This is a genomic window from Amycolatopsis sp. DG1A-15b (assembly GCF_030285645.1).
Classification (GTDB): domain Bacteria; phylum Actinomycetota; class Actinomycetes; order Mycobacteriales; family Pseudonocardiaceae; genus Amycolatopsis.
This window is the reverse complement of sequence record NZ_CP127296.1, coordinates 1,926,277-1,948,465: the sequence shown is the minus strand read 5'-3', so window position 1 is coordinate 1,948,465 and position 22,189 is coordinate 1,926,277. Positions and strand designations below refer to the sequence as shown.

Here is a 22,189-nt window from a genome sequence, read left to right as displayed (position 1 = left end):
GGCGGCGGGCCCATCACCCGTTGGCCCGGCGACCGTCAGCACGCCCAGGCGTTGTCCTCCACCAGGTAGATCCGGTACCCCTCCCACAGGTCGGGGGCCGTGGCACGAGCGCGGAGCGTGCCGTCGCCGCCGATGTCGGCCGAAACGTACCGGCCGTTCGCCACGGACGTGATGTTGATGTTGGTGTTGTGGGAGTCGATGTCGTAGTACGAGTAGATGTGGAACTGCTCCCACGCGTCCGGCACGTTCGCCCGCGCGTACAGGGTTCCGTCACCGCCCACGTCGGCGGAGACGTACTTGCCCTCGGTGGACCGGAGGGTGTAGTCGTAGCCGTTGCCGCGCAGGGTGAACCGCTCCCAGGTGCCCAAGCCGTTGTCGCCGTTGGTGCGGGCGCGCAACCGCCGGTCGCCGCCACCCAGTTCCGTGGCCACCCAGTAGAAGCTCGCGTTCGAGCGCAGGTACACCGTCCGGCAGTTCGGCGAGCCGGCGTACCACTGGGTGCCCGTGATCCGGACGGACGACTCCTCGGCGGCCGAGGCCGGCTGCGTGAACGACAACACGGTCAGCAGGCACAGTGCCACCGCCGCCGCGATTCGTGATTTCGTGTTCACCATCGAATCCACTCCTGTTCTGATGGGTGCAGGGGAGAATTCGGGACGGTGTCCCGGCCACGCGCCGATCACCGGCAGTGTCACCGAAGCGGTGCATCACACGGAAGCGCCCGGCGCGAGACACGCACAGGCATTGAGTACGGACGTGCTCCCCACACGTCCGTCGTCCCCCTTGGCGTCGCCGCCCGGGACTCCGGAAAGCGACATCAGGGATACTAGGATGAACCCGACAACAGCGTCAAGTAAAGTTTACTGAACAAGGTGGACGATGGCCGAACCGGATCCGCGGCGCACTCTGGACCAAGCGCTGACCACCCTGATCGCCAAGAAGGCGGCTCGCGACGGCGAGCACACCGTCACCGACCAGGCCATCGGCGAGCACATCGGGAAGTCGCGCACCACGGTGTGGAAGCTGCGCACCGGCCAGGAGCGGAACCCGAAGATCGAAACCCTCGAAGCCCTCGCCCGGTTCTTCGGCGTGAAGGTGACGTACTTCCTCGACGACGACAAGGCCGCGGTCGCCGACGAGCAGCTCGAGTCACTGGCCGCCGCGCAGCGCCTGCAGGAAGCCGCCGATCGCGGCGGCGTCACGGGCATCAACGCCCGGCTCGGCAGCCTGTCCCCGGAAAGCCTGCTCGCGGTCGCCCGGCTCATCGAACAACTGGACGCTCCCGGGGCCACCGGGGCATGACCGATCCCCTCCGTTCGGCCGGGGCGAGCCTGTCCGTCGTGCGGCGCGCGATCGAGGGTGTGCTGGACGAACTGACCTGGCCGGTTCCGTTCGACCTGAACGCGCTGCTGGAGCAGATCGCCGGCCGGTGCGGCAAACGCGTCGCCCTGCTCGCCACCGCGCTGCCCCGCGACGGCGCGGGCGGTCTGGTCATCGAGCGCGCCCAGGACCTGGTGATCGTGGTCGACGAGACCCTGCCGCCCTTGCAGCGGGAGCACGTCATCATGCACGAAGCCGCCCACGTCCTGTTCGGGCACCGCGGCACCTCCGTCGGCGACCTGACGCACGAAGAGCTCGACGAGCTGGATCCGGAGGCGGTGCGAGGTGCGCAGCGGTTCGCCAAGCGGGCGGGCTATTCGGCGATCGAGGAGAAGGTGGCCGAGATCGCGGCAGCGCTGATGTCGGTGCGGGCCGGCGCCGTCCGGCGCCGGGGTGTCCGGCCACGCCGCTCGGACGTCGTCGCCGAGGTCAACAAGCGGTTCGAAGAAGCCCTCCTCGTCCGGCGGCCCCGCTGGTGATCTTCCTCGACAGCACCGTCCTCGCCGCGGCGGGCGCCACCGCCGCCTGGCTGCTCTTCCTTCGCGCCGTGCTGCGCAATCCCTGGAACAACGCGCTGGTCTGCGCGTGGCTGTGCGCGCTGCTCGTGGCGTTCGGCCTCTACTTCGGCTTGCTCGAATACGGCGCGGAAGCCACCCGTCCGCTTCCCCTCTGGGCGCGGATCTCGGCCACCACGCAACACGTCTGCACCGTCGTGGGGCTGTATTCCGGCTACAGCGCCTACGCCTTCCTGGTCCACGAGCACCGGGAAGCCGTCCGCCGCACCGTCCGGCAGGCCTGGGTGCTCGCGGCGACCCTCACGCTCATGGTGATCCCGGCGGTGCTCGCGGACCCCGGCGACTTCACCGCCGCGCACCTCGGGCGCTACAGCGAAAGCTCGCTCGCCGCCGGCTACCTGGTGGTGTTCACGATCTACGCCGGGGTCATCGTAGGAGCCCTGGCGAAGACGTCCTGGACGTGGTCTCGCCGGGCCGACGACCACTGGATCCGCCGCGGGCTGCTGGCCGGCACCGCAGGCTTGCTCGCCGGAGTGCTCTACTTCCTGCTCCACGCCGCGTACCTGACCCTTGCCGTCACCGGTCACCAGCCCGCGGCGAAGGAAGGCTCGCTCATCGGCTGGCTGCTCGCGGTCGCCGTGCCCCTTTCCCTGTCCGGGCTCACCGCCCCGCTCTGGGGGCCGCGGTTGTCCCAGGTCAGAGCCTGGTGGTGGGCCTACCACGCGCACCGGCGCCTCCATCCGCTGTGGGCCGAGCTCACCGGTGCCTTCCCCCGGGTCCGCCTGTCCCTGCCGGAGTCACGGCCCGGCAGCCGGCTCCGCACGCCGTCGCCGCGCGCCGGCCGGACGGCACGCGCGCTGGCGAGGTGGGACGAACGCTGGTCACCGCTGCACCGTCACTTCGACCTGCGGCTGCATCTGCGGGTCATGCAGATCTGGGACGCTCGTCGCGCCTTGCTCGGCCACTGCCGGGACGCCGACTACCGACGTGCGCTGAGCGAGTCGACGCTGCCGGGGCCACGAAGGGCGGCCCACGCCGAAGCCGTGATGCTCGCCGCCGGGCTGCGCCGGTACCGAGCCGGCCAGTCCCCCGGCGAACCGGGCGGCCATCACGCTGAGCCCCCCCGTCCGGGAAGCCGACCTCCCGGCGGATGTGGCCTGGCTGGTGCAGGTCGCCAAGTCGCTCCCCGGCACCGAACCGCCTGACTGAAGATTCGGCGTCAATCAGCCCAGTCCGGCGATGCGAGCCGCGAGCAGCCGGACCGTGGGCAGCTCCACGACCGCCGTCGCGGGGAGGTTCCAGTGGGCGGCGATGCGGACCGCGCCGGCGGAACGGCCGCCCAGGTCGAAGAAGTTGTCGTCCGCGCCGATCTGCTCGTAGCCCAGCGTGGCCGCCCAGCGAGCCGCCACCTCCTGCTCGAGGCCCGGCTCCGGCTCCACGAACGGTGTCCCCAGCGCGGGCCGCGGCCGGACCGGCTCCGACGGCTCGGCAGCCGCACCGGGTGGGACCGGCCGGACCAAGGGCACCCCCGAGAGCACCACCTCGGTCAGGTGGTCGGCCGCGGCCACCGCGGCGAGCACGTCCGGGGCCGGGTCCGAAGTGGACACCACCGTGGTCCACCGCCCGCGGCCGGCGAGCCGGGCCAGCCGGGCCCGAGCCGCCAGGGTGCGACCGGCGGGATCCGGCCGGACGAGGAGGATCCCCCGCCGTCCGCCCAGGTCCGGCACGGCGCGGTGCACCTCGGCTTCGGCGTGCCCGGTCAGCTCGTACGGCTCGTGGTGCAGCCGCCACGACTGGTCGCCGCGCACCGCCAGCGGGGTCTCCGCCTGCAGGATCGCGGCCAAGACCTGGTCGAGGGGCACCGAAACGCCGACGTCGACGTGCCGCGCGGTCAGCGCCGTGAGCGCCGCGTGCGACGGCGTGGTCAGGTCGGGCCCCAGCACGCCGACGGCGCCGGACGTCAGCGTGACCATTCCGGGCCACAGCCCGGCCGCCGCCTCGACGTCCCCGGGTGAGCCACCGAGGGCGAACCCGTGCACGACCGTCCGCGGGACGACCACGAGCGACCGCAGCAGCGAGGGCAGGTCGCCCGGGCCGACGACGAAGTCGCCGGTGTCCAGGCACTCGAATCCGGCTCCCGGCCGCACCGTGATCACTTCGGACCCGGCCAGGGTGATGCGTTCGGCGAGGGCCTCACCGACCGGATCGGCGGCGAACAGCAGCCATGGCCCCGCGGCGCGGATCCGGCTCTCGAGACCGGCCAGCGGCTGCGGGTCGGGCCGCCACGACGGCACGTGAGCCGCCGGGCGCGGATCGGCGACCGGGTCGACCCAGCACCGCTTGCGCTGGAACGGGTACGGCGGCAGCTCGACCCGCCGGGCCGCGCCGCGGTGCAGAGCCGGCCAGTCCGGCGTGCAGCCCGCGATCCACAGCCGGGCCAAGCTCTCGAGCACCCACTCCTGCGCCGACCCGCTCTCGACGACGAGAGTGTCGGTGGCGTTCTCGTCCAGCCGGATGCCCAGCCGGGTCAGCCCGGCGGCCAACGCCGACAGGGCGCCGTCGCGCGTGGGGGCAGGCGCGGGGACGTCGTCCCCGGCGAGCAGGCGGTGCGCGGCCGCGGCCGTCGACGCCCACTCCGAGCCGCTGCCCGCCACCAGGCGGAACCGCGGGTCCCGGCGGCGCGTTTCGCCGTCGATCCAGCGGCCGGGATCGGCCAGAGCCGCCACCGCGTCCGGAAGGTCCCGGGCCACCACCGCCCGGCGAAGCGCGAAGTGGCCGCGCGAGACCTGGAGGGTGAAGGCGACGTCGCCGAGATCCGAGTCCGGGTGCGAAGCCAGGTGGGCGCGCAGCCGCGAAGTCACCTCGTCGAGCGCGACCGCGTCACCGGCGGAAAACGTCAGCAGGCAGGGACCGCTCGAAGGCCGGGGTTCCCGCATCGGCGGCTGTTCCAGCACGACGTGCGCGTTCGTCCCGCCGACGCCGAACGAGCTGACCCCCGCGCGGCGGGGCGTGCCGTCCGCGGGCCAGGGAAGGTCGGCGGGCAGCACGGTGAACCGGTCACCGAGAGCGGGATTGGGGGTGCGGAACCCGGCGGTGCCCGGCAGGACGCCGTCGCGCAGGTTCAGCGCCGCCCGGATCAGCGACGTGACGCCGGACGCGCGATCGAGGTGCCCGATGCTCGGCTTGACCGAGCTCAGCACGCACGGTGCCGCGCGGCCGGGCCCGAACACCCGGTTCAACGCGGCCAGCTCGATCGAGTCGCCCAGCGGCGTGCCGACGGCGTGGCACTCGACGTAACCGACCGTCTCGGGCTTCACCCCGGCCACGGCCAGCGCGGTGTCGACCACCGCGGCCTGCCCGGCGACCCCGGGCGCGGGATACCCGGCGCGGTCCCGGCCGTCGTTGTTGACCGCGGAGCCGAGGATCACCGCGTGCACGACGTCACCGTCGGCGAGGGCGTCCTCCAGGCGTTTCAGCGCGACGACGGCGGCGCCGGACCCCATCACCGTGCCGTTCGCGGCCGCGTCGAGGGCACGGACCCGGCCGTCGGGCGACAGGATGCCGCCTTCCTCGGAGACGTGGCCGCCGGTCTGCGGCAGCGGCAGCGCCGCACCCCCGGCCAAGGCCAGGTCGCACTCGTAGGTCAGCAGGCTCTGGCACGCCAGGTGCACCGCGACCAACGAGGTCGAACAGTAGGTCTGCACGGTGATCGCCGGGCCGCGCAGGCCCAGCTTGTACGACACGAGCGAGGTGAGCGAGTCACGCTCCACGCCCGCGGAGAGCAGGGGTTTGCCGCCGGGTTCCGCGGCGAGATCGGGGAGGTTGCGGGTCAGGTAGTCGGGGAACGCGCAGCCGGCGAACAGCCCGACGGGCACGCCGGGATCGGTCGGCCGGTAGCCGGCCCGCTCCAGCGCCTCCCACGAGCATTCGAGCAGCAGCCGGTGGTGGGGTTCCAGGGTTTCCGCCTCGCGCGGGCCGAGCCCGAAGGCGGCGGCGTCGAACGTCTCGACGCCGCCGGCCACCGGGCCGCCGACGCGGACGTGGCCCGGAGTGGCCGGGTCCACGCCCGCGGCGGCGAGCTCTTCGTCGGTCAGGTCCCGCAGGCCGGGGATCCCGGCCGCGAGGTTGCGGCGCAGCTGCTCGACGTCGGCGGCGCCGGGGAACCGCCCCGCCATCCCGACGAGCGCCACGGCCGATTCGTGTGCCGGTTCCGTCATGGCAGGTCCTTCCGGTGTGTCAGAGCAGGTGGCTGCGGCCCCAGCCGTGGGCGAGCCGGTAGGTGGCGAACGCCCCGGTGGCGAGCCCGATGCCGAGCACGATCAGCGCCGGGCGCAGCATCGCCTCGGCGTTGCCCGCCATGGCCGAGCGGATGAGCGACAGCCCCCAGTAGCCCGGGGAGAACGGCGCGATCGCCTGCGCCCACGACGGCATCAGCGACACCGGCAGCAGCGAGCCGCCGAGCGAGCTGATGGTGATCGCGCCGAGGTCGACGGCGACGATCAGGTCACCGCGGCTGCGGACCACAGTGGACAGTGCGGCGCCCATGGCCAGGAGCATGAAGCCCCACAGGCACATCGCCCCGAACACCAGGCCGGGCGAGACCGGGAACGGCATCCCGACGACGAGCCAGCCGTAGATGATGAGCACGCCCTGCTGGATCAGCAGCACCACGAACACCGGGACGGCCTTGCCGATCAGCAGTTCCGCGCGGGCGGCGCGGCTGGCGCGCAGCCGGTCCCAGGTGCGCCACTCGCGTTCGACGAAGATCGCGTTGCCCACGATCGCCATGGCGAACACGGAGAACATCACCAGCTGCCCGGTCACGGCCTCGACCGCGCCGGTGCCGAGTGCCTTCACGTACAGCGGCTGGAAGAGCACCATGAAGATCATCGGCGTGATCAGGTAGCTGATCAGCTGCGACGGGTCGCGCAGGCGCAGGGTGGCGTTGTAGCGGACCAGGGCGCCGGCCCGGTAGAGGGAGTCAGTGCGCGTCGACATCGGTCACCGCCAGGGAGTGGTAGAGGTCGTCCAGGCTGGGGTTGCGCAGTTCGACGGACTCGACCGGCCGCGTCACCGTGGGCAGCAGCTCCAGCAGCGTGCCGGTCGGGTCGGTGGTCGAGACGGTCAGCTGGTCGTCGGCGGTGCGCACGCGGACCTCGCCGGGCAGGCCCGAGAGCAGCTCGTCCGCGCTGCCGCGGGCGATCACGCGGCCTTCGGCGGCCACCGCGATCGTGGCCTGCAGGTCGGTCAGTTCGGTCAGGTAGTGGGTGGTGTAGACCACTGCGGCTCCCTCGCCTGCTCGTTGCTTGACCACGTCGAGCAGCGCCTGACGGGTCTCGGGGTCGGCACCGGCGGTCGGCTCGTCGAGCAGCAGCAGCGCCGGCCGGTGCACCAGTGCCGTCGCGGCCTGCGCCCGCCGCTGCTGGCCGCCCGAGAGCAGGCCGCAGGTGCGGTTCAGGAAGCTCTCCAGCCGCAGCACGGCCGTGAGGTCGTCGATCGCCGAGCGCAGCGCGGCCCGGCGCAGACCGGCCAGGCGGCCGTACAGCTCCAGGTGCTCGCGCACGGTCAGCGGGCGGTAGAGGGCGATGTGCTGCGGGGAGATGCCGATGCGGTCGCGGGCGCGCGTCGGCGATTCGCCGTCGACGAGCACCGTGCCGCTGTCCGGGCGCAGCAGCCCGGACACCATTTCGACGAAGGTGGTCTTGCCGGCGCCGTTGTGGCCGACCAGCCCGACGATCTCGCCCGCGGCCACGTCGAGGCTGAAGCCGTCGAGGGCCTGCACTTCGTCGTAGCGTTTCCGGAGGTCTATTGCTTGCAACATGGGGATCGCTCCTTGCGGTTCACGGCTTCTGGACTGTCGCACGGGGACCACGGGAAACGAGCACTCCCGCGGTGGCAGGAAACTGCCGTCATTCGGAGCCGGCGGGCACCGCGCTCACCGCCTCCCGCAGCGCGACGCGGTCGAACTTGCCGTTGACCGACCGGGGCAGCTTCGGCAGCACCTCGATCCGCCGCGGCAGCATGTACGCGGGCAGTTCCTTCGCAAGCGCCCGGGAAAGCGCCTCGGCGTCGCCCTCGGGAGCGACGGCCAGCACGATCCGGTGGCCCAGCACGGGGTCCGGGACGCCGAGCGCGGCCGCCTCCCCCACCAGGCCCGTGGCGTACGCGGCCTCTTCGACTTCGGCGGGACTGACGCGGTAGCCCGACGTCTTGATCATCTCGTCGGTCCGGCCGACGAAGTAGAGGAACCCGTCCTCGTCGCGGTAGACGGTGTCGCCCGACCACACCGCGATTTCCGGCCGCACCAGGCCTTCCGGGCCGGGCACCGGACGGAAGCGCTCCGCCGTGCGTTCCGGGTCGTTCCAGTAGCCGAGCGCCACGAGGGCGCCGCGGTGGACCAGCTCGCCGTGCTCGCCGGGCAGGCACGGTGAGCCGTCGGGGCGCAGCACGAGGACTTCGGCGTTCGGGATCGCCTTCCCGATCGAGCCCGGACGGCGGTCCGCCTCGGCCGGGTCGAGGTAGGTGGAGCGGAACGCTTCGGTGAGGCCGTACATCAGGAACGGTTGCGCCGCCGGGAAGAGCTCGCGCAGCCGGGTCAGCGTGGCGCGGGGCATGCGGCCGCCGGTGTTGGCGAAGTAGCGCAGCCGTGCGGTCGCCTCGGCGGGCCACTCCTGCGTCACCAGCTGCAGCCACAACGGCGGCACGCAGGTGAGCGCGGTGACGCCGTGACGGGCGCACAGCCGGACGATTTCGCGGGGCAGCAGGTAGTTCACGAGCACGACGTGCGCGCCGGCGGCGAACGCGGTGGTGAGCTGGCTGAAACCGGCGTCGAAACTCAACGGCAGCGCGGCGAGCACGACGTCGTCGCGCGTGTGGCCGAGGTATTCCGCCACGCTCGCGGCGCCGGCGAGCAGGTTGCGGTGGGACAGCACGACCCCCTTGGGGCCGCCGGTGCTGCCGGAGGTGTACATGATGGCGGCCGGGTCCTGGTCGATCACCGCGCCGGGCACCGCTTCCGGCTCCGACGCGGTCAAGGCGTCCCACGCGGGCTCGCCGAACACGACGACCGGGGTCGCCGCGGGCACCGCTTCACGGACCGTCGCCCGCCGTTCGGCCGTCGTGAGCACCACGGCCGGTGTGCAGTCGGCGGCCACGTGGGCGATGTGCCGGGCCTTGAACAGCGGGTTCAGCGGCACCAGGACCGCACCCGCGGCCGCGGCGGCGAACAGCGCGACGACGGTCTCGAGGCGCTTCTCCGCGTACACGGCCACCCGGTCCCCGCGGCGCACGCCGAGCCGGTGCAGGCCGTGAGCGACGCGCGTGACCTCGTCGGCGAGCTCGGCGTAGGTCAGCGTCCGGTCCTTGTAGGTCAGGGCCGGATCGCCGGCCGCGCCGCGGGCGAGGAGCCGGTCGAGCCGCACCGGGGCGGCGGCCTCAGACATCGGCGGGCTCCGGCGCGACGAACTCCGCGACGGCGGCCCACAGGCTGCCCGCGGTGGCGAAGGAGTCCTCGGTGAGCAGCTCGTCGGGCAGCTCGAAGCCGAAGGTCTCCTCCAGGTCGGTGACGAGCTGCACGACGCCCATCGAGTCGAGCCCGAGCGCGGCGAGGTCGTCGTCCTCGGCGACCCGGTCCCCGAGCGCGTAGGGCAGGTGCGCGATCAGGATCTCGAGGAACCCTGGCGGGATGGGGGATTCAGGCATTTCGTCACCCTGTTTCGCTTCGGCGGTCAACCGTTGTCCTCCCGAGGACACCACCGCGCGGACTCACCGGGCCATCACCGCGCTCTCATCCCGCCACTGCCGGTCGAGAGCGGCGTGAGAGCGCCCCGAGAAGACCGGCTGCGACGGTGGACGAAGTAGCCGATCCCGCCTTGGAGGCACGATGTCGACGGTCACTCTCCCGCCGCCCGGGGCGTTCTCCATGCCCGAACCCGACCCGGAAGCCGAGCTGTACCGCTACGCGGCGCGCTGCGGCCGGATCACGTCCGTGGACACCGCCGCGGCCCACCTCGGCCTGCCGGCCGACACGGTGCAGGCGGCCGCGGCCCGGCTGGTGGAGCTGCACCTGCTGCGGACGGCCGCCGACGGCGGCCTCGTCCCCCGCGAACCCGAAGCGGCCGCGGAGCTGGCCGTGACGCCGCTGGAACGCGCGATGTACGAGCGACGCGAGCTGGCCGACCGGCTGCGCGAGCGCATCGACGGCATCACCCGCGCTCCGGCCGGCGTCACGGGCGCCGCGCTCGACCGGCTGGAGGGGATCGCCGAGATCCGCGGCCTGGTCAAGCTGGCGGCCGAGGTCTGCCGCGACGAGCTGGTGGTCCTGCACCCGGGCGAGGCGGCCGACGACCTGGTCGACGAGCTGCTGGACGCGTGCTACTCGGTGCTGGGCGACGGCGTGGGCGTCCGGTTGGTGTGCCCCCACCGCAGCCGCGCGGGATACGCGGCCCGCGCCCGGTTGACGCAGCTCGCCGGCCGCGGAGCCCGCATCCGCACACTGAGCCGGGTCCCCCAGGCGGCGGTGGTCTTCGACCGCTCGCTGGCGGTGACCCTGGACGTCGCCGACCTCTCGGCCCGCCGCGTCCGCGACCAGGGCATGGTGCGTTTCCTCCTGGGCCTGTTCGACCAGCTGTGGGACGGCGCAACCCCGTACGCGGCCGAAGACCAGGGCTACAGCGGCGGAATCGCCCATGATTTGCAGCAGACGATCGCACGCCTGATGGCCCAGGGCCTGACGGACGAGGTCGTGGCGCGGCGGCTGGGGATGTCGGTGCGGACCTGCCGGCGGCACATCGCCGCGATGCTTCAGAACCTTGACGCGGTGTCGCGCTTCCAGGCCGGAGTGCAGGCGGCATCGCGGTTCACCCTCGCCTGACACGCCGGCGCAACAGGCGCCCCAAGGTGGCCTTCGGTCGTTCAACGCGCCGAAGGCCACCTTGGGGCGCTTGGGCTTGGCCGGGTCGCGCCTGGCTTGGCCGGGCCAGGTTTCCCCGGGCTTGGCCGGGTTGCCCCGGGCTTGGCCGGGTCGCCCCGGGCTTGGCCGGGTCGCCCCGGGCTTGGCCGCGCCGCGCCCGGCCGGGTCGCCCCAGGCCGGGCCGGGCCGCGTCAGGCTTGGCCGGGCAGGGCAGGGCCAGGCCACGCCAGGCTTCGGCAGGCCAGGCCAGGCCGGGCCGGGCCGCCCCAGGCCGGGTCGGGCCGGGCCGCGCCCGGCCGCGCCGCCCCAGGCCAGGCCGGGTCGCGTCAGGCTTGGCCGGGTCGCGCCAGGCTTGGCCGCGCCAGGCCGGGCCAGGCCAGGCCGGACCGCGCCGGGCCGCTGGTGTCGGGCGGGTGAGCCCGGCCGACAACACACCTCACTCACGAGGAGGGGCCTTCCGCTCGCGGAAGGCCCCTCCTCTCTGCCCGCCCTACCAACCCGCGGCCTCGGCCACGACGCCGTAAGTCCGCTGCAGATCGGTCATCCGGTAGATACCGGCCTCCGGGATCCGGATGCCGTACCGGTGCTCGATCCGGGCGAGCAGCTCGATCACCACCACCGACGTGACCCCCAGATCGCCCGCGAACGATGCCGCAGTGGCCACCTCGCCGGCGGGGACCGAGAACAGGTCGGCGGCCAGGGCCGCCAGTTCGTCGAAGCGGGCCGGGACGACCGGCACCGCAGGTGCGGCCGCGCGGCGGAACGGGCGGGGCGGCCGGGCGCAGCCCGCCGCCGCGACCGCGACCACCAGGTCCACCTGGTGGCTCAACGTCACCGTGATCTCCTCCAGGCCCGCCTCCTCCGCGATCTCCGCCGCGCCGCCCCCCAACGTCACCAGCGGCGCTCCCCAGTCGTCGTTGGTGACCTCGATGTCACGCCAGCGCAGGCCCTGGCCGAAGCCACGGCCCAGCATCTTGCACGTGGCCTCCTTGACGGAAAACCGCCCGGCCAGCCGTTCCAGGGACCGTTCGGCACCCATCCGGGCGGCCTGCTCCAGCTCCACCGGGGTGAAGACCAGCGTCCGGTACCGGGGGTGCGCCGCGACCTCCGCGAACCGCGGGATCGACATCAGGTCCACGCCGATTCTCATCCACTCCGCCCCCCGAGCAAACTCGCCGTGGCGGCCGGGACCAGCCGCAGCGCCGCGACATCCACGGCGAGCAGCGAAAGCCAGCCCTCGCGCAGCGGCCCGCGCGTGTGCAGCAGCACGCGGTCGCCGTCGGTGACCACTCCTTCGGCCAGCGCCGCGCAGAAGGCCAGCCACGCGTCGCACGGGCCGCGGCCGGTGAACCGGTGGCCGCCCGTCAACGCGGGTTTTCCCTCCCCACAGCCGGAAACCGCCAGCGGGGAACCGGCTCCGCGCCGCAGCCGGACGCCGACCGCCGCGAACCGCGGGTGGCCGCAGGCCGAGTCGGCGAACAGCGGCTCGTCGCAGATGACCGCCGTCGCCTCGCTCTCGACCGCCCACTCCAGCAGCCCGAAGACGGCCGTGCCGCCGAGCTCGTCGAGGTGGGACAAGCCGATGTCCTCGCCCGCCCAGCCGGTGCGGTGCACCAGCCCGGCCAGTGCGGCCACGTTCGGGTCGCGCAGCGGACCCGACCGCACGAAGAACAGCGGCTGCGGGACGACCGGCGGTCCGAGGGCGGCGAGCACCTGCGCGGTGACGTCGACGTCGTCGTCTTCCGGGATCCGGACCATCAACCGGGACAGCGGAATCCCGGCGGCGGCCAGCCGCTCCGGCGGCACCAGGTCGGCAGCGCCGGGCAGCGACGCCAGCGGCACGTACTCCTCGCGCCGGGCGGCGGCGAACGCGATCGTGTCGATCCCGAGGTCAGGCATCGGCGTCTCCCGCCTGGTACCCCCGCGCCACGTGGAGGCGGTGGATATTGCCGGTGCCCTCCATGAACTCGAAGGCGTGCACGTCCCGCGTCCACTTCTCCAGCAGCGGGTGCTCGATCAGGCCGGCCGGGCCCAAAGCGGCCGACGCCCAGTGCGCCGTCCCCACCGCCAGGCCGACCGCGCCGAGCTTCGCCGCGCTGGAGAGGTAGCCGCGCTCGGGGTCGCGGTCGATCCGCGCCGCGGCCTCGTACACCAGCTCCCGCCCGGCCTCGGCGCGCGCGAGGGCGAGCTGACCGCCGGGGGCGTTCTTGCGGTGGTCCAGCACGTACTCGACCATCGCCAGCGCGGTGCCCACGGCGGACGCGGCGATCCGCACCCGCATGTGGTTGAACGTCGTGATGGCGGCGAAGATCCCCCGCCGCGTCGCCGGCAGGTGGTCCCCCAGCATCCGGCCCGCGGGGACGGCGACGTCCGAAAAGGACAGCCGGCTGATGTAGGCCCCGCGCAGCCCGATCATGTCGAGCTTTTCGCCGTGCCAGCCGGGTGCCGGGACCTCGACCAGCGCCGCGCGGATCGACAGCGCGCCGCGGCCGGTGCGGCCGAACACCACGCCGACGCTGCCACGGGCGGCGTTGCCGACGTAGCACTTGCCGCCGTTGAGCCGCCAGCCGTCGCCGTCGCGGTCGAAGCGGGTCTCCATCGCGGTCGCGTCGTTGCCGCGGCTCTCCTCGGTCATCGCGAAGAACGACCAGCGGCGGCCGCCGTGCATCCGGGTGAAGAACCACTCCTGCTGCTCGGGGGTGCCGAGCAGCTCCACGAAGACCCCGGCCAGGCCGGGTGACGGGCAGGCCAGGATCGCCCCGACGTCGCCGCGGGCCAGTTCGATCAGCCCGGCCACGTTCTCCAGGCACGAGCCGCGCTCCATCGCGCGCAGCAACGGCGTCGACGGCAGGGACTCACGGTACTGCGGCGGTGTGTCGGCCTGCCGCACCATCTCGAACACGGGCGAGCCGTAGTGCTCGTCCATCGCGTCCGGGTCGGTGTCGATGGCCAGGGCCCGCGATCGCAGGTCCACCGCCGCCTCCCGGCTCAGGTCGCGGACCGCGCGGACGCGTTCGCTCAGCTCGATCATGCCGGTTCTCCTTCCGGTTCCCGGTCCACCCAGGTGCCGGCCACCAGGGCCGAGACGTAGAGCGACCGCGCGGGTGAGATGGCGAGGAAACCCGACGCGCCGAGGTGCTGGGCCACCCGCCAGCCCAGCTCGTCCAGCTCGCGGTGCACGTCGGCGACCGCGACCGGGTGCCGCTGCGAGCGCACCTGGGCGCGCAGCCGTTCCACCGCGGCCATCACGTCGCCGATCGCGCCGGCGATCAGCTGCTTGCGGATCAGCGGTTCGTCGCCGGAGGTGCGGTTCGACAGGTGCTCGACGACGTGGTCGAGCACCGAGCGAAGCACCCCCAGCCGGACGGCGGCCAGGTGCCGGCCGAAGTCGGCCAGCTCGTAGGCGTCCCGTTCTTCGCGGGGACGGCCGGGGCAGGCGAGGAAGACGATGTCCTCGCGGTCGGCCAGGCTGTGCGTGCGCACTTCGGCGCCTTCGGGCACGGCTCCGGCGGGCACGGCCGCGTACCGGCCGGGGGCCAGCCGGTCGGCCGGGGTGGCGGGCAGGGCGCGCGCGAGTCCGGCGGCAAGGCCGTCGCTGCGCGCGGTCCGCTCGCATTCGAGCAGGCTGGTGGTCACTTCTCCTCCACGACCTCGACGATCACCGACTGGAAGTAGGCGCCCTGGCCCACGGAGACCAGGGCGCAGCGCTGCCCGGGACGCAGCCGGCCGGCCGCGTCGGCGTGCTGCAGGGCGAGCAGCGAGTCCACCCCGAAGTTGTGCCCGCGCTCGGCGACCAGCTCCAAGGGGATCCGGTCGAACGGGAACCCGGACAGCCCGCTGAAGGTGCGCCAGAACATGCGGTTGGACAGGTCCGGCAGCACCCAGTCCACATCGGACAGTGTGAGGCCGGCGTCCCGGGCCGCGGCGCCCACGACCGACACGGCCTGCTCGCAGCAGACCTTGCCGAAGAGCGCGAACTCCTCCTTGGTCATGCGCAGGCTGTGGTGGAACCGGGTGTCCCGGGCGGTCGCGCCGCCGAGGTAGCGGTAGCGCGCCGGGCCGCGGGACACCACGAGCGCCGCGGCCGTGTCGCCCGCGATGGTCGTGCCCGGGATGTAGCGGCCGCGGTCGCTCGCGCTGCCCTGGTCGCCGCCGAGCACGAGCACCCGGTCGTCCGGCGCGGCGCCCGGGCGGGCCAGGTAGCGCCGGGCGAGCTCGACCGAGCGCAGCACCGACGTGCAGTTCACGTGCGACACCCCGAAGAACGGGACACCCGGCAGGCCGAGCGCGTCGCGCAGCCGGTCCGGGAACGTGCCGCACAGGTCCAGCTCGGCGATGAGCAGCGTGTGGCCGTAGAGCACCAGGCTCGCCGGCCCGCCGCCGAGCGCGGTCCGCCCGGCCTCGGCCAGGTGGTCCGCCATCCGCTCGCCCGGCGCGAGCACCGGGCTGTCGCGCAGGCCGTAGATGCGGCCGAACATGCGCCGCTCCAGCGGTTTGGCGCCCGACCGCACGAGCACGTCGTCGACGGCCTCGACGCGGCCGGGCAGCCGCACGGCGACCCGGGACAGCCCCGTGTCCATCAGTGCTCCCTCCCCGGCACGAGCAGGCAGCTGCAGAACGTGCCGCCCGTGGGCTCGAAGTCCGCCAGCAGCACCGGCTCGTCCAGCGGCCAGAGGCGCGCGAGACCCGCCCACACACCGGTGCACCACAGGTCCGGCACCGCTTCGACGCGGCCGGCGTACGGGGTGCCCGCGAGCCGCTGGGCGAGTCCGGCGCCGGCCAGCACCCGCACGCCCGGGTGCCGGTAGAGCACGTCGGCCAGCGCGAGGGTGGCGGTGTGCGGCCCGGACTCGTCGAGCCGCACCTCCTCCAGCTCGGTCACGGCGACGTCGCCGGTCGCGCCGGCCCGCAGCAGCACCGCGGCGTCGGGGCGGTGCGTGGCCGGGTGGCCGCTGTCCCACAGCACGGCGTTCTGGTCGAAGACCAGCAGCGCCGCCGAAGCCGCCTCGCCGAGCCGGCACATGCCGTCCAGCAGGCGCAGCGCGGTGAACGCCGCGCCCGGCCCGGGTCCGGCGACCGAGCACGGTTCCGGGTTGCCGGGCAGGCGTCCGGCGAGGTAGCAGCCGGCGACTTCGGAGTGGTACAGGTCGGGCGAGTGGTAGGCGAGCACCACCGCGTCCAGCGGCGGCAGCGGGGTACCCGCGTCCGCCAGCAGGGCCTCGGTCATCTCGATGAACCCGTTGCCGGTGCGGGCCAGGAAGTCCTCCTGGTCCGCCGCGGCACCGAAGGTCTCGACCATGAGCCGGGCCAGTTCCGGGCGCATCCCGAACACCGGCTTGGCGCGTTCGGTGAACACCCGGTGCGTCACGCCGGTCAGGTGCACCCCGGCCGGGCGCGGGGGTACCGCGGCCCGCCCGGGGGGCGCGAGGGTTTGGAGGGACATGGCTCAGACCGCCGCGGCGGACCTGGCGAAGGCCGACTCGATGTAGTCGGTCAGGCTGCCGACCGTGCGGAAGACCTCCGGGCCCAGCTCGTCCGGGTCGATCTCGAGGCCGATCGTGTCCTCGAGGCTCATCAGCAGCTCGATGACGCTGGTGGAGTCGAGCGCCAGGTCCTCGAACAGGCGCAGCTCCGGGGTGACGCCGCCGATCTCCTTGTTGAGCACGGCGGACAGGGCGATCTCCAGGTGGGCGACGATCTCGGTGCGGTTCATCTCGGCTCACTTCCCATGCGGTCGGTCGTGGTGGGCTGGTGCAGGTGCTGCTTGCGCAGCAGGTCCGCGGGCTCGTCGCGGTCGCGGACCAGGAAGGCCCGGCCGCCGCGCACGAGCACCTCGGCGGGGAACCCGTGGCTGAGGAACAGCCCGGGCGAGGCCGACGGCCCGTAGGCGCCGGAGTTCAGGACGCCGACCAGGTCGCCGCGGCGCAGGTCGGGCAGTTTCACCTGCTTGAGCAGGGTGTCGTTGGGCGTGCACAGCGGGCCGGTGACGGTCCACGGGCGCGGCTCGACGGTGTCGTCGGTGTCCTCGCCGGCGGCGCGCGGGGTGAGCAGCACGGCCGGGAAGTTGCGCTTGACGAACGAGCCGATGCCGACGGCCGCCATGTGGTGGTGCGTGCCGCCGTCGGCGACCGCGAACCGCTCCCCCATGGACTCCTTGACGTACCGGACGCCGAGCACGTAGACCCCGGCGCGACCGGCCAGGAACCGGCCGGACTCCATGATCAGCCGGGTCGCCGGGTGCGCCCGGTGGAACTGCTCGAGCATCGGGTTGATCTCGGCGGCCACGTCGGCGGCTTCGAGGTCGTCCTCGCCCTCGAAGTAGGCCACGCCGAGGCCGCCGCCGATGTCGACGGCTTCCAGCCGGATCCCGGTCTCCGCGGCGACCCGCTCGGCCAGGTCGAGGGCGTAGCGCGTGTTCTTGCCGATGACCTCGGCGTCGAGGATGCGCGTGCCCATGTAGACCTGGATGCCGGCGACGTCGGCGTGGCGGTACGCCGCGAGCCGCGGTCCGGCCGCCAGGACCTGGGCCTCGTCGATGCCGAACTGGCGGGGCTTGCCGCCCATGGTGAGCCGGGAGCCGCTGATCGCGCAGGTCGGGTTGATCCGCAGCAGCACCCGCTGCCGCTTCCCGAGCTCGGCGCCGAGCCGTTCGATGTCGTCGAGTTCGTCGAAGGACTCGCAGACGATCGCGTAGACGCCGGTGTCCAGGCACGCCCGCAGTTCCTGCTCGCTCTTGCCGGGGCCGAGGAAGACGATGTCGTCCGGCCGCGCGCCGGCCTCGAGCACGGTCTGCAGCTCCACGATGGACGAAACCTCGGCCCGCGCGCCGCCGCCGTGCAGGGCGGCGAAGACGCTGATGTTCGGGTTCGCCTTGAGGGAGTAGAACACCTCCAGCGCGGGGTGCAGCACCGCGCGCAGGCCGGTGATGGTGGCGTGCAGGACGTCGCCGTCGTAGACGTACAGCGGTGTGCCGAAGCGCTCGGCCAGGTCCTGGTAGTCGATGTCGGTCATGCCTCGTTCCCTGCCATTTCCGCGAGGCGGCGCTCGGCCTCGGTCCGGACGGCGAGGGCCTCCTCGGCCGAGTCCCCGACGCAGATCGCGTAGAGACGGCCGTGGAAGGAGCCCTCGCCGGTGGCCGCGGCGTTGAGCGTCGCGAAGTTGTTGACCAGCACGCCGGTGTCGCCGGCGCCGGTGAAGAACAGGTCGCCGAGCGCGCTTTCGACCTCCGCGAAGGTGTGGGTGCGCTGCAGCTTCAGCGAGAAGGTCGCGGCGATGGCGTGCCGGCCCTCGGGGATGAACTTCTCGGCGATCCGGCTCTGGTAGGTCGACATGTTGAACCGGGCGTTGATCTCCAGGCACGGGTAGAGCGTGCCGTCCGCGGCCAGCATTGCGTCGACGCCGACCATGCCGAAGAACCCTTCGTCGTGCAGCGCGCGCCCGATCTTCTCGACGGCTTCGGCGAGTTCGCGCGCCGCGACGGGCGGCAGCTCCACCGGGAACCGGTGGCCCTGGTGCACGCCGTTCTTCAGCACGGCGGCCTTGACCGTTTCGAACCGGACCCCGCCGGTCCGGGAGACGACGAACTGGTAGTTGAGGTCCTGGGCGTGCTCGATCCAGGACTCGACGACCAGGTTCGCGGGCGCGTCGGCACCGCGGCGTTCGATCAGGCGCAGCAGGCGGTTCGCGCCACGCTCGTCCTCGACGACGACCATGCCGCGCCCGGAGACGCCGAGCGACTCCTTCACCACGACCCGGCCGCCCGAGGCCAGCTGGGCGGTGAGGGCGTCCCGCAGCTCGCCGACCGTGTGCACCACCCGGCCGGGCACCTGGCGCAGGCCGAGCGCGTCGACCAGGCCGCGGCTGAACACCTTGCCGTTGACCGCCTTGCAGATCTGCGCGGTCGAGCCGGCCAGCGGCAGCCCGGACTCCTTCGCCAGGGCCTCCTCCGACGCCGAGATGCCCAGCGGCATCAGGTAGGTGTTGCCGTCGGCCAGCTCCCGCAGCTTGCCCAGCAGCTCCGGGGAGTTGAGCGCGTCCTCGGTCACCATCGCGTCCGGGTCGTTGTGCTCGGCGATCAGCGCCGAGCCGTCGGCCGCGCCGATCCGCGCGAGGTAGCCGGCGAACGCGGCGTCCATGGGGGCTTTGAGCACCACCAGGTCGCCTTCGCCGGCGAGCAGCGCGCCCATCTCCTCCATGCGGTTGACGGTGGCCCCCGCGAACGAGATGCCGGCGCCGGGCAGTTTCGGCTCGCCCACCGCCCAGCTGCGCTCCACCTCGAAGTTGTTGACGAAGACGAACCGCGCCCCGGCGTCGCCGGTGAGGTCCTTCTTCAGCCGTGCCACGAAATTCATCCCTGGTTCCCTTCTCCGATCTCGACGACGGCCGCCGCGAAGGTCGCCCCGAGGCCGGCCGAAGCCAGCAGCACGAGGTCCCCCGGATCGACCCGCCCGTCCGCGCGCGCCGCCGCCAGGTTGATGAACGGGTCGGAGCTGTAGCAGTGGGCGTACTTCCCGACGTTGTCGAGGAACACGCGGTCCCGCGGCACGCCGAGCGCGCCCGTGATGCGTTTCCAGGACAGCTTGTTGACGTTGTGCGGCAGGATGGCGGCGAGGTCCGCGGCGGCGACCCTGGCGTCGTCGAGCGCGTCCTGCATCACCTGGGCGAGGGCCTCCGGGTAGACGTGCTTGTACTGCAGCTGAAGGGCCTCGTCGCAGTCGATGCCGCGGTAGAACTCGCCCAGCACGGTCAGCGCACGTCCGAGGACACGGTCGCCGCGCGGGTCCGGGCCGAGCAGCACCGCGGCGGCGCCGTCGCCCTGGATCGTCGTGTCGCGGATCAGGCGGGCCTCGTGCATCAGCACCTTGTCGCCGGTCAGCACGAGCACGCGGTCGCCCGGCGCCGCGGTGGCCAGCAGCGACCGCGCCACGTGCAGGGCGTGGATCCCGACCACGCAGTTGAGGTGCGAGAGGCTGAACGCGGTCGCGCGGTGCAGCCGCAGCCGCGTCCGCACGTCTTCCAGGAGGCCGGGCGTGGCCACGGCGACGTGCTGCATGGTGTGCGCGTGGACCAGGAACCGCACCGAGTCGCGGTCGGTCCCGGCGAGCACGCGCTCCCCCGCGCCCGCCAGCAGGTCGGCCAGCTCCAGGCCGTCCGCGACGGCGACGCGGTCGAGACCCAGGAAACGGGTGAAGAAGCGCAGCTGCGTCGCGTCGAGGCCGAGCGGGCCGGCCAGCTCCGCGACCGGCAGGCTCGTCTCCGGCACGAACGACGCCACCCGTTCCAGGCGCGGTGCTTCGAGCAGGGACATGGTTTCCTCCTCTTCGTCCGGCTCAGCCGCGGGCCGGCACGAGTTCGTGCGCGAGCGCGGACAAGGGGCGGGCGGTGGTGAACGGGACGAGCCCGGCCGACCAGCCGCGCTCGTGCAGGGCCTCCACCACGCGGGGCAGGCGCAGCACGCGTCCGCCCGCGCCGGTGTAGCTGCGGCCCGGGTCGACCTCGCCGAGGCCGTTGACCTCGGCCACGACCTCGGTGAGGACGCGTTCGGCGGGCGCGGTTCCGGTCGGCTCGGGTTCGGCTCGGATCCGCGGTGGCTTTGGCGGGGTGAAGCCGATGAGCATGGCGGCCTCGCTGACGCGCAGGTCGGTGCCGGGATCGCGGTGGGCTTCGACAAGCCGGGCGTAGCCGCGGAGGAACCGTTCGACGGCCTCGGCATCCATGACCGCGTCCAGGGCCTGCAGGGCCAGCGTGATGCCGTCGGCCCATTCGTACACGCGCAGGTAGCTGTCGGAGCCGGCCCGCGCCCAGTCGTCAGGAGCCGCGTTGACGGCGTACCGGTCGCGTTTGGTGCGGCACGAGCGCGGCGCGTTGTCGAGAAAGTTCAGCTCGGCGACCACACGGACGCCCTCCTCGGCCATCAGCTCGTACACGCGGTCGTAGGGCACGTGGGCGTGCGTCATCGCCTGGCTCACGCGGGTGGCGGACGCCTTGACCACGGCCGAAAAGAGCGGATCGCCGTCGAGGTCGGCGAGCACCGGGGTCGGATAGGACAGGCACGTGACGGCGCCGCCGAAGCCGCTGGCGTCGCGCTGGCTGGTGTACATCCGGTGCGCGACCAGGGTTTCCCCGGTGTAGGCGGCGAGCGTGACGGCATAGGCGGCGAGGTGCACGGCCGAGGGCCACACGTGCTCGCGGGCCGCGATCGCCCGGGCGGCCGACAGCAGCGACGGGACGGTGAAGGAAGCGCTGTGCGCGGCCTCGGAGGTCCTGCGGCGCGCCGAAAAGACGTCCGCGGGGAGCTTCTCCACGATGTCGCGCCAGTGTCCCAGCGCGGGTTCGAGGTCGGCCTCGGTGCGGCTCTCCTCGAAGCGGGCGAGGTCCACCGGCTGGTGATCGACCGGGTCCAGCACCGCAGGACGGCCCTCGGTGCGCGCGGCCAGGAGCTCGTCGAGCTCGGCGGCCAGGCGGTCGAGGGCGACGTCGTCGAAGGCGAGGTGGTTGAAGACCAGGTGCAGCCGGACCAGGCGGCCGCCGGTGGTGACCACGCAGGCTCGTAGCGGCCACTCGCGGGCCAGGTCGAACGGGGTACGGGTGAGGCGCGCGATGACGTCCACGGCGTCCTCCGTGGTCGCCTCGGTCACCGGCTGCGGTGCCGGCGGCTGCACGATCTGGCGCGGCCAGGCACGCCCGTCCGCCGCGGTGCCGGTCAGGTCGTAGACCGTGCGCAGGACTTCGTGCCGGCGCACCAGGTGGGTCAGCGCGGTGCGGACCGCCGCGACCGTGCAGCCCGCGGGCAGCGGGTAGCTGGTGCCGATGTGCGCCTCGTGCCGGGACGGCGCCGGCACCCGCAGGTACCGCAGCAGGTGGTGGTGCTGTCCCCAGCAGAGGTTCGCGCTCTTCGCCTCGGGCATCCGGGGCCTCCAACCGTGAATCGTCGTACGCCGATGGTGGGCGGTGCGCGGCGCAAATGGTTAGCCCCTGGCGGTGGCACGTTCTCCGTGGCACGAACATGACACCGGGTGGTGCGGAGTTTTCCTTGACCCGCAAGGGTTCGTCGGTGAATCTGGGTTGGCCCCGCCGGAACGCAGGAATCGCGGACCGGATCCGCGGGGAAATCCCAACAATGGAATGAGGAGCACCCATGTCGAAGGAAGCCTCGAAGGTCGCCAGCAAGGTCGCGTCGAAGGTCGCCAGCAAGGAGGCCTCCAAGGAGGCGTCCAAGGAAGCCTCGAAGGTCGCGTCCAAGGAGGCCTGACCTCGCGGCGGGAGGGCGGCGCACCCGCGCCGCCGTCCCGCCGATCACGCGGAGCCACCGCGGGCGCGGCACCGCCGCCGGCACACGCCGGGCGGTGCCGTTCCCGCGGCTCCCGGCCGCGGCGACCGGGCC

General features: G+C 73.2%; 21 protein-coding genes. 4 read left to right on the top strand and 17 right to left on the bottom strand.

The window, feature by feature from the left end:
• Positions 1 to 35: 35 nt before the first annotated feature.
• Positions 36 to 614 (bottom strand): fascin domain-containing protein, encoded by a 579-nt coding sequence (locus QRY02_RS09005; RefSeq protein ID WP_285991038.1) that lies wholly within the window; start codon positions 612 to 614, stop codon positions 36 to 38.
• Positions 615 to 879: 265 nt separating this feature from the next.
• On the opposite strand from QRY02_RS09005, the gene QRY02_RS09000 reads away from it, so the two are divergent.
• Genes QRY02_RS09000 through QRY02_RS08990 form a run of 3 tightly spaced genes read left to right on the top strand, consistent with a single transcriptional unit; the run spans position 880 to position 3,100 of the window.
• Positions 880 to 1,302: a helix-turn-helix domain-containing protein gene (locus tag QRY02_RS09000; protein ID WP_285991037.1), complete on the top strand. Its 423-nt coding sequence runs from the start codon at positions 880 to 882 to the stop codon at positions 1,300 to 1,302.
• Positions 1,299 to 1,859 (top strand): ImmA/IrrE family metallo-endopeptidase, encoded by a 561-nt coding sequence (locus QRY02_RS08995; protein ID WP_285991036.1) that lies wholly within the window; start codon positions 1,299 to 1,301, stop codon positions 1,857 to 1,859. The genes QRY02_RS09000 and QRY02_RS08995 overlap by 4 nt, the downstream gene beginning before the upstream one ends.
• Positions 1,856 to 3,100 carry an MAB_1171c family putative transporter gene (locus QRY02_RS08990; RefSeq protein ID WP_285991035.1) on the top strand — a complete coding sequence of 415 codons (1,245 nt, stop codon included), beginning with the start codon at positions 1,856 to 1,858 and terminating at the stop codon, positions 3,098 to 3,100. The genes QRY02_RS08995 and QRY02_RS08990 overlap by 4 nt, the downstream gene beginning before the upstream one ends.
• Before the next feature lie 18 nt (positions 3,101 to 3,118).
• Here the strand turns inward: QRY02_RS08990 and QRY02_RS08985 are convergent, their stop codons facing one another.
• From QRY02_RS08985 to QRY02_RS08965, 5 genes are all read right to left on the bottom strand, one after another.
• Complete coding sequence (locus QRY02_RS08985; RefSeq protein WP_285991034.1) at positions 3,119 to 6,112, bottom strand: beta-ketoacyl synthase N-terminal-like domain-containing protein; 2,994 nt, start codon at positions 6,110 to 6,112, stop codon at positions 3,119 to 3,121.
• 19 nt (positions 6,113 to 6,131) lie between these two features.
• Entirely contained in the window at positions 6,132 to 6,893 is a 762-nt protein-coding gene (locus tag QRY02_RS08980; protein ID WP_285991033.1) for an ABC transporter permease, read from the bottom strand.
• On the bottom strand, positions 6,877 to 7,716 hold the full coding sequence (locus QRY02_RS08975; RefSeq protein WP_285991032.1) for an ABC transporter ATP-binding protein: 840 nt from the start codon (positions 7,714 to 7,716) through the stop codon (positions 6,877 to 6,879). Before QRY02_RS08975 ends, QRY02_RS08980 begins: the two co-directional genes overlap by 17 nt.
• Positions 7,717 to 7,804: 88 nt before the next feature.
• Entirely contained in the window at positions 7,805 to 9,337 is a 1,533-nt protein-coding gene (locus tag QRY02_RS08970; protein ID WP_285991031.1) for an acyl-CoA ligase (AMP-forming), exosortase A system-associated, read from the bottom strand.
• Positions 9,330 to 9,596, bottom strand: coding sequence for a phosphopantetheine-binding protein (locus tag QRY02_RS08965; RefSeq protein ID WP_285991030.1), 267 nt, complete (start codon positions 9,594 to 9,596; stop codon positions 9,330 to 9,332). Before QRY02_RS08965 ends, QRY02_RS08970 begins: the two co-directional genes overlap by 8 nt.
• Before the next feature lie 181 nt (positions 9,597 to 9,777).
• Here QRY02_RS08965 and QRY02_RS08960 point away from each other — a divergent pair, with 181 nt between their 5' ends.
• Positions 9,778 to 10,767 carry a LuxR C-terminal-related transcriptional regulator gene (locus QRY02_RS08960; protein WP_285991029.1) on the top strand — a complete coding sequence of 330 codons (990 nt, stop codon included), beginning with the start codon at positions 9,778 to 9,780 and terminating at the stop codon, positions 10,765 to 10,767.
• Positions 10,768 to 11,296: 529 nt separating this feature from the next.
• On the opposite strand, the gene acpS is transcribed toward QRY02_RS08960, so the two are convergent.
• From acpS to QRY02_RS08905, 11 genes are read right to left on the bottom strand one after another with little or no spacing between them, the layout of a single operon-like run.
• Positions 11,297 to 11,956 (bottom strand): holo-ACP synthase, encoded by a 660-nt coding sequence (acpS, locus tag QRY02_RS08955; RefSeq protein WP_285991028.1) that lies wholly within the window; start codon positions 11,954 to 11,956, stop codon positions 11,297 to 11,299.
• Complete coding sequence (locus QRY02_RS08950; protein ID WP_285991027.1) at positions 11,953 to 12,705, bottom strand: hypothetical protein; 753 nt, start codon at positions 12,703 to 12,705, stop codon at positions 11,953 to 11,955. The genes acpS and QRY02_RS08950 overlap by 4 nt, the downstream gene beginning before the upstream one ends.
• Positions 12,698 to 13,837, bottom strand: coding sequence for an acyl-CoA dehydrogenase family protein (locus tag QRY02_RS08945; RefSeq protein ID WP_285991026.1), 1,140 nt, complete (start codon positions 13,835 to 13,837; stop codon positions 12,698 to 12,700). Before QRY02_RS08945 ends, QRY02_RS08950 begins: the two co-directional genes overlap by 8 nt.
• Positions 13,834 to 14,442, bottom strand: a complete 609-nt coding sequence (locus QRY02_RS08940) for an acyl-CoA dehydrogenase family protein (RefSeq protein ID WP_285991025.1) — start codon at positions 14,440 to 14,442, stop codon at positions 13,834 to 13,836. Before QRY02_RS08940 ends, QRY02_RS08945 begins: the two co-directional genes overlap by 4 nt.
• The gene (locus QRY02_RS08935; protein ID WP_285991024.1) at positions 14,439 to 15,386 is read right to left on the bottom strand and encodes a 3-oxoacyl-[acyl-carrier-protein] synthase III C-terminal domain-containing protein; all 948 of its coding nucleotides are present in this window, start codon (positions 15,384 to 15,386) and stop codon (positions 14,439 to 14,441) included. Before QRY02_RS08935 ends, QRY02_RS08940 begins: the two co-directional genes overlap by 4 nt.
• Complete coding sequence (locus QRY02_RS08930) at positions 15,386 to 16,249, bottom strand: hypothetical protein (protein WP_285991023.1); 864 nt, start codon at positions 16,247 to 16,249, stop codon at positions 15,386 to 15,388. Before QRY02_RS08930 ends, QRY02_RS08935 begins: the two co-directional genes overlap by 1 nt.
• Before the next feature lie 3 nt (positions 16,250 to 16,252).
• Positions 16,253 to 16,519 (bottom strand): acyl carrier protein, encoded by a 267-nt coding sequence (locus QRY02_RS08925; protein ID WP_086848245.1) that lies wholly within the window; start codon positions 16,517 to 16,519, stop codon positions 16,253 to 16,255.
• Positions 16,516 to 17,817: a type III PLP-dependent enzyme gene (locus QRY02_RS08920; RefSeq protein ID WP_285991022.1), complete on the bottom strand. Its 1,302-nt coding sequence runs from the start codon at positions 17,815 to 17,817 to the stop codon at positions 16,516 to 16,518. The genes QRY02_RS08925 and QRY02_RS08920 overlap by 4 nt, the downstream gene beginning before the upstream one ends.
• Positions 17,814 to 19,157, bottom strand: a complete 1,344-nt coding sequence (locus tag QRY02_RS08915) for a preATP grasp domain-containing protein (RefSeq protein WP_285991021.1) — start codon at positions 19,155 to 19,157, stop codon at positions 17,814 to 17,816. The genes QRY02_RS08920 and QRY02_RS08915 overlap by 4 nt, the downstream gene beginning before the upstream one ends.
• A complete protein-coding gene (locus tag QRY02_RS08910) occupies positions 19,154 to 20,113 on the bottom strand; it encodes a ketoacyl-ACP synthase III family protein (protein WP_285991020.1) in 960 nt (319 codons plus the stop codon). The genes QRY02_RS08915 and QRY02_RS08910 overlap by 4 nt, the downstream gene beginning before the upstream one ends.
• 22 nt (positions 20,114 to 20,135) lie before the next feature.
• On the bottom strand, positions 20,136 to 21,713 hold the full coding sequence (locus tag QRY02_RS08905; protein WP_285991019.1) for a condensation domain-containing protein: 1,578 nt from the start codon (positions 21,711 to 21,713) through the stop codon (positions 20,136 to 20,138).
• Between the last annotated feature and the right edge of the window lie 476 nt (positions 21,714 to 22,189).

Excerpts from the sequence above, each read along its gene's own strand:
- QRY02_RS08905 (WP_285991019.1), bottom strand. The coding sequence starts at position 21,713 with ATGCCCGAGGCGAAGAGCGCGAACCTCTGCTGGGGACAGCACCACCAC.
- QRY02_RS08930 (WP_285991023.1), bottom strand. The coding sequence starts at position 16,249 with ATGTCCCTCCAAACCCTCGCGCCCCCCGGGCGGGCCGCGGTACCCCCG.
- QRY02_RS08980 (WP_285991033.1), bottom strand. The coding sequence starts at position 6,893 with ATGTCGACGCGCACTGACTCCCTCTACCGGGCCGGCGCCCTGGTCCGC.
- acpS (WP_285991028.1), bottom strand. The coding sequence starts at position 11,956 with ATGAGAATCGGCGTGGACCTGATGTCGATCCCGCGGTTCGCGGAGGTC.
- QRY02_RS08910 (WP_285991020.1), bottom strand. The coding sequence starts at position 20,113 with ATGTCCCTGCTCGAAGCACCGCGCCTGGAACGGGTGGCGTCGTTCGTG.
- QRY02_RS09005 (WP_285991038.1), bottom strand. The coding sequence starts at position 614 with ATGGTGAACACGAAATCACGAATCGCGGCGGCGGTGGCACTGTGCCTG.
- QRY02_RS08915 (WP_285991021.1), bottom strand. The coding sequence starts at position 19,157 with ATGAATTTCGTGGCACGGCTGAAGAAGGACCTCACCGGCGACGCCGGG.
- QRY02_RS08950 (WP_285991027.1), bottom strand. The coding sequence starts at position 12,705 with ATGCCTGACCTCGGGATCGACACGATCGCGTTCGCCGCCGCCCGGCGC.
- QRY02_RS08985 (WP_285991034.1), bottom strand. The coding sequence starts at position 6,112 with ATGACGGAACCGGCACACGAATCGGCCGTGGCGCTCGTCGGGATGGCG.
- QRY02_RS08965 (WP_285991030.1), bottom strand. The coding sequence starts at position 9,596 with ATGCCTGAATCCCCCATCCCGCCAGGGTTCCTCGAGATCCTGATCGCG.
- QRY02_RS08935 (WP_285991024.1), bottom strand. The coding sequence starts at position 15,386 with ATGGACACGGGGCTGTCCCGGGTCGCCGTGCGGCTGCCCGGCCGCGTC.
- QRY02_RS08920 (WP_285991022.1), bottom strand. The coding sequence starts at position 17,817 with ATGACCGACATCGACTACCAGGACCTGGCCGAGCGCTTCGGCACACCG.
- QRY02_RS08995 (WP_285991036.1), top strand. The coding sequence starts at position 1,299 with ATGACCGATCCCCTCCGTTCGGCCGGGGCGAGCCTGTCCGTCGTGCGG.
- QRY02_RS08975 (WP_285991032.1), bottom strand. The coding sequence starts at position 7,716 with ATGTTGCAAGCAATAGACCTCCGGAAACGCTACGACGAAGTGCAGGCC.
- QRY02_RS08925 (WP_086848245.1), bottom strand. The coding sequence starts at position 16,519 with ATGAACCGCACCGAGATCGTCGCCCACCTGGAGATCGCCCTGTCCGCC.
- QRY02_RS08945 (WP_285991026.1), bottom strand. The coding sequence starts at position 13,837 with ATGATCGAGCTGAGCGAACGCGTCCGCGCGGTCCGCGACCTGAGCCGG.
- QRY02_RS08970 (WP_285991031.1), bottom strand. The coding sequence starts at position 9,337 with ATGTCTGAGGCCGCCGCCCCGGTGCGGCTCGACCGGCTCCTCGCCCGC.
- QRY02_RS09000 (WP_285991037.1), top strand. The coding sequence starts at position 880 with ATGGCCGAACCGGATCCGCGGCGCACTCTGGACCAAGCGCTGACCACC.
- QRY02_RS08960 (WP_285991029.1), top strand. The coding sequence starts at position 9,778 with ATGTCGACGGTCACTCTCCCGCCGCCCGGGGCGTTCTCCATGCCCGAA.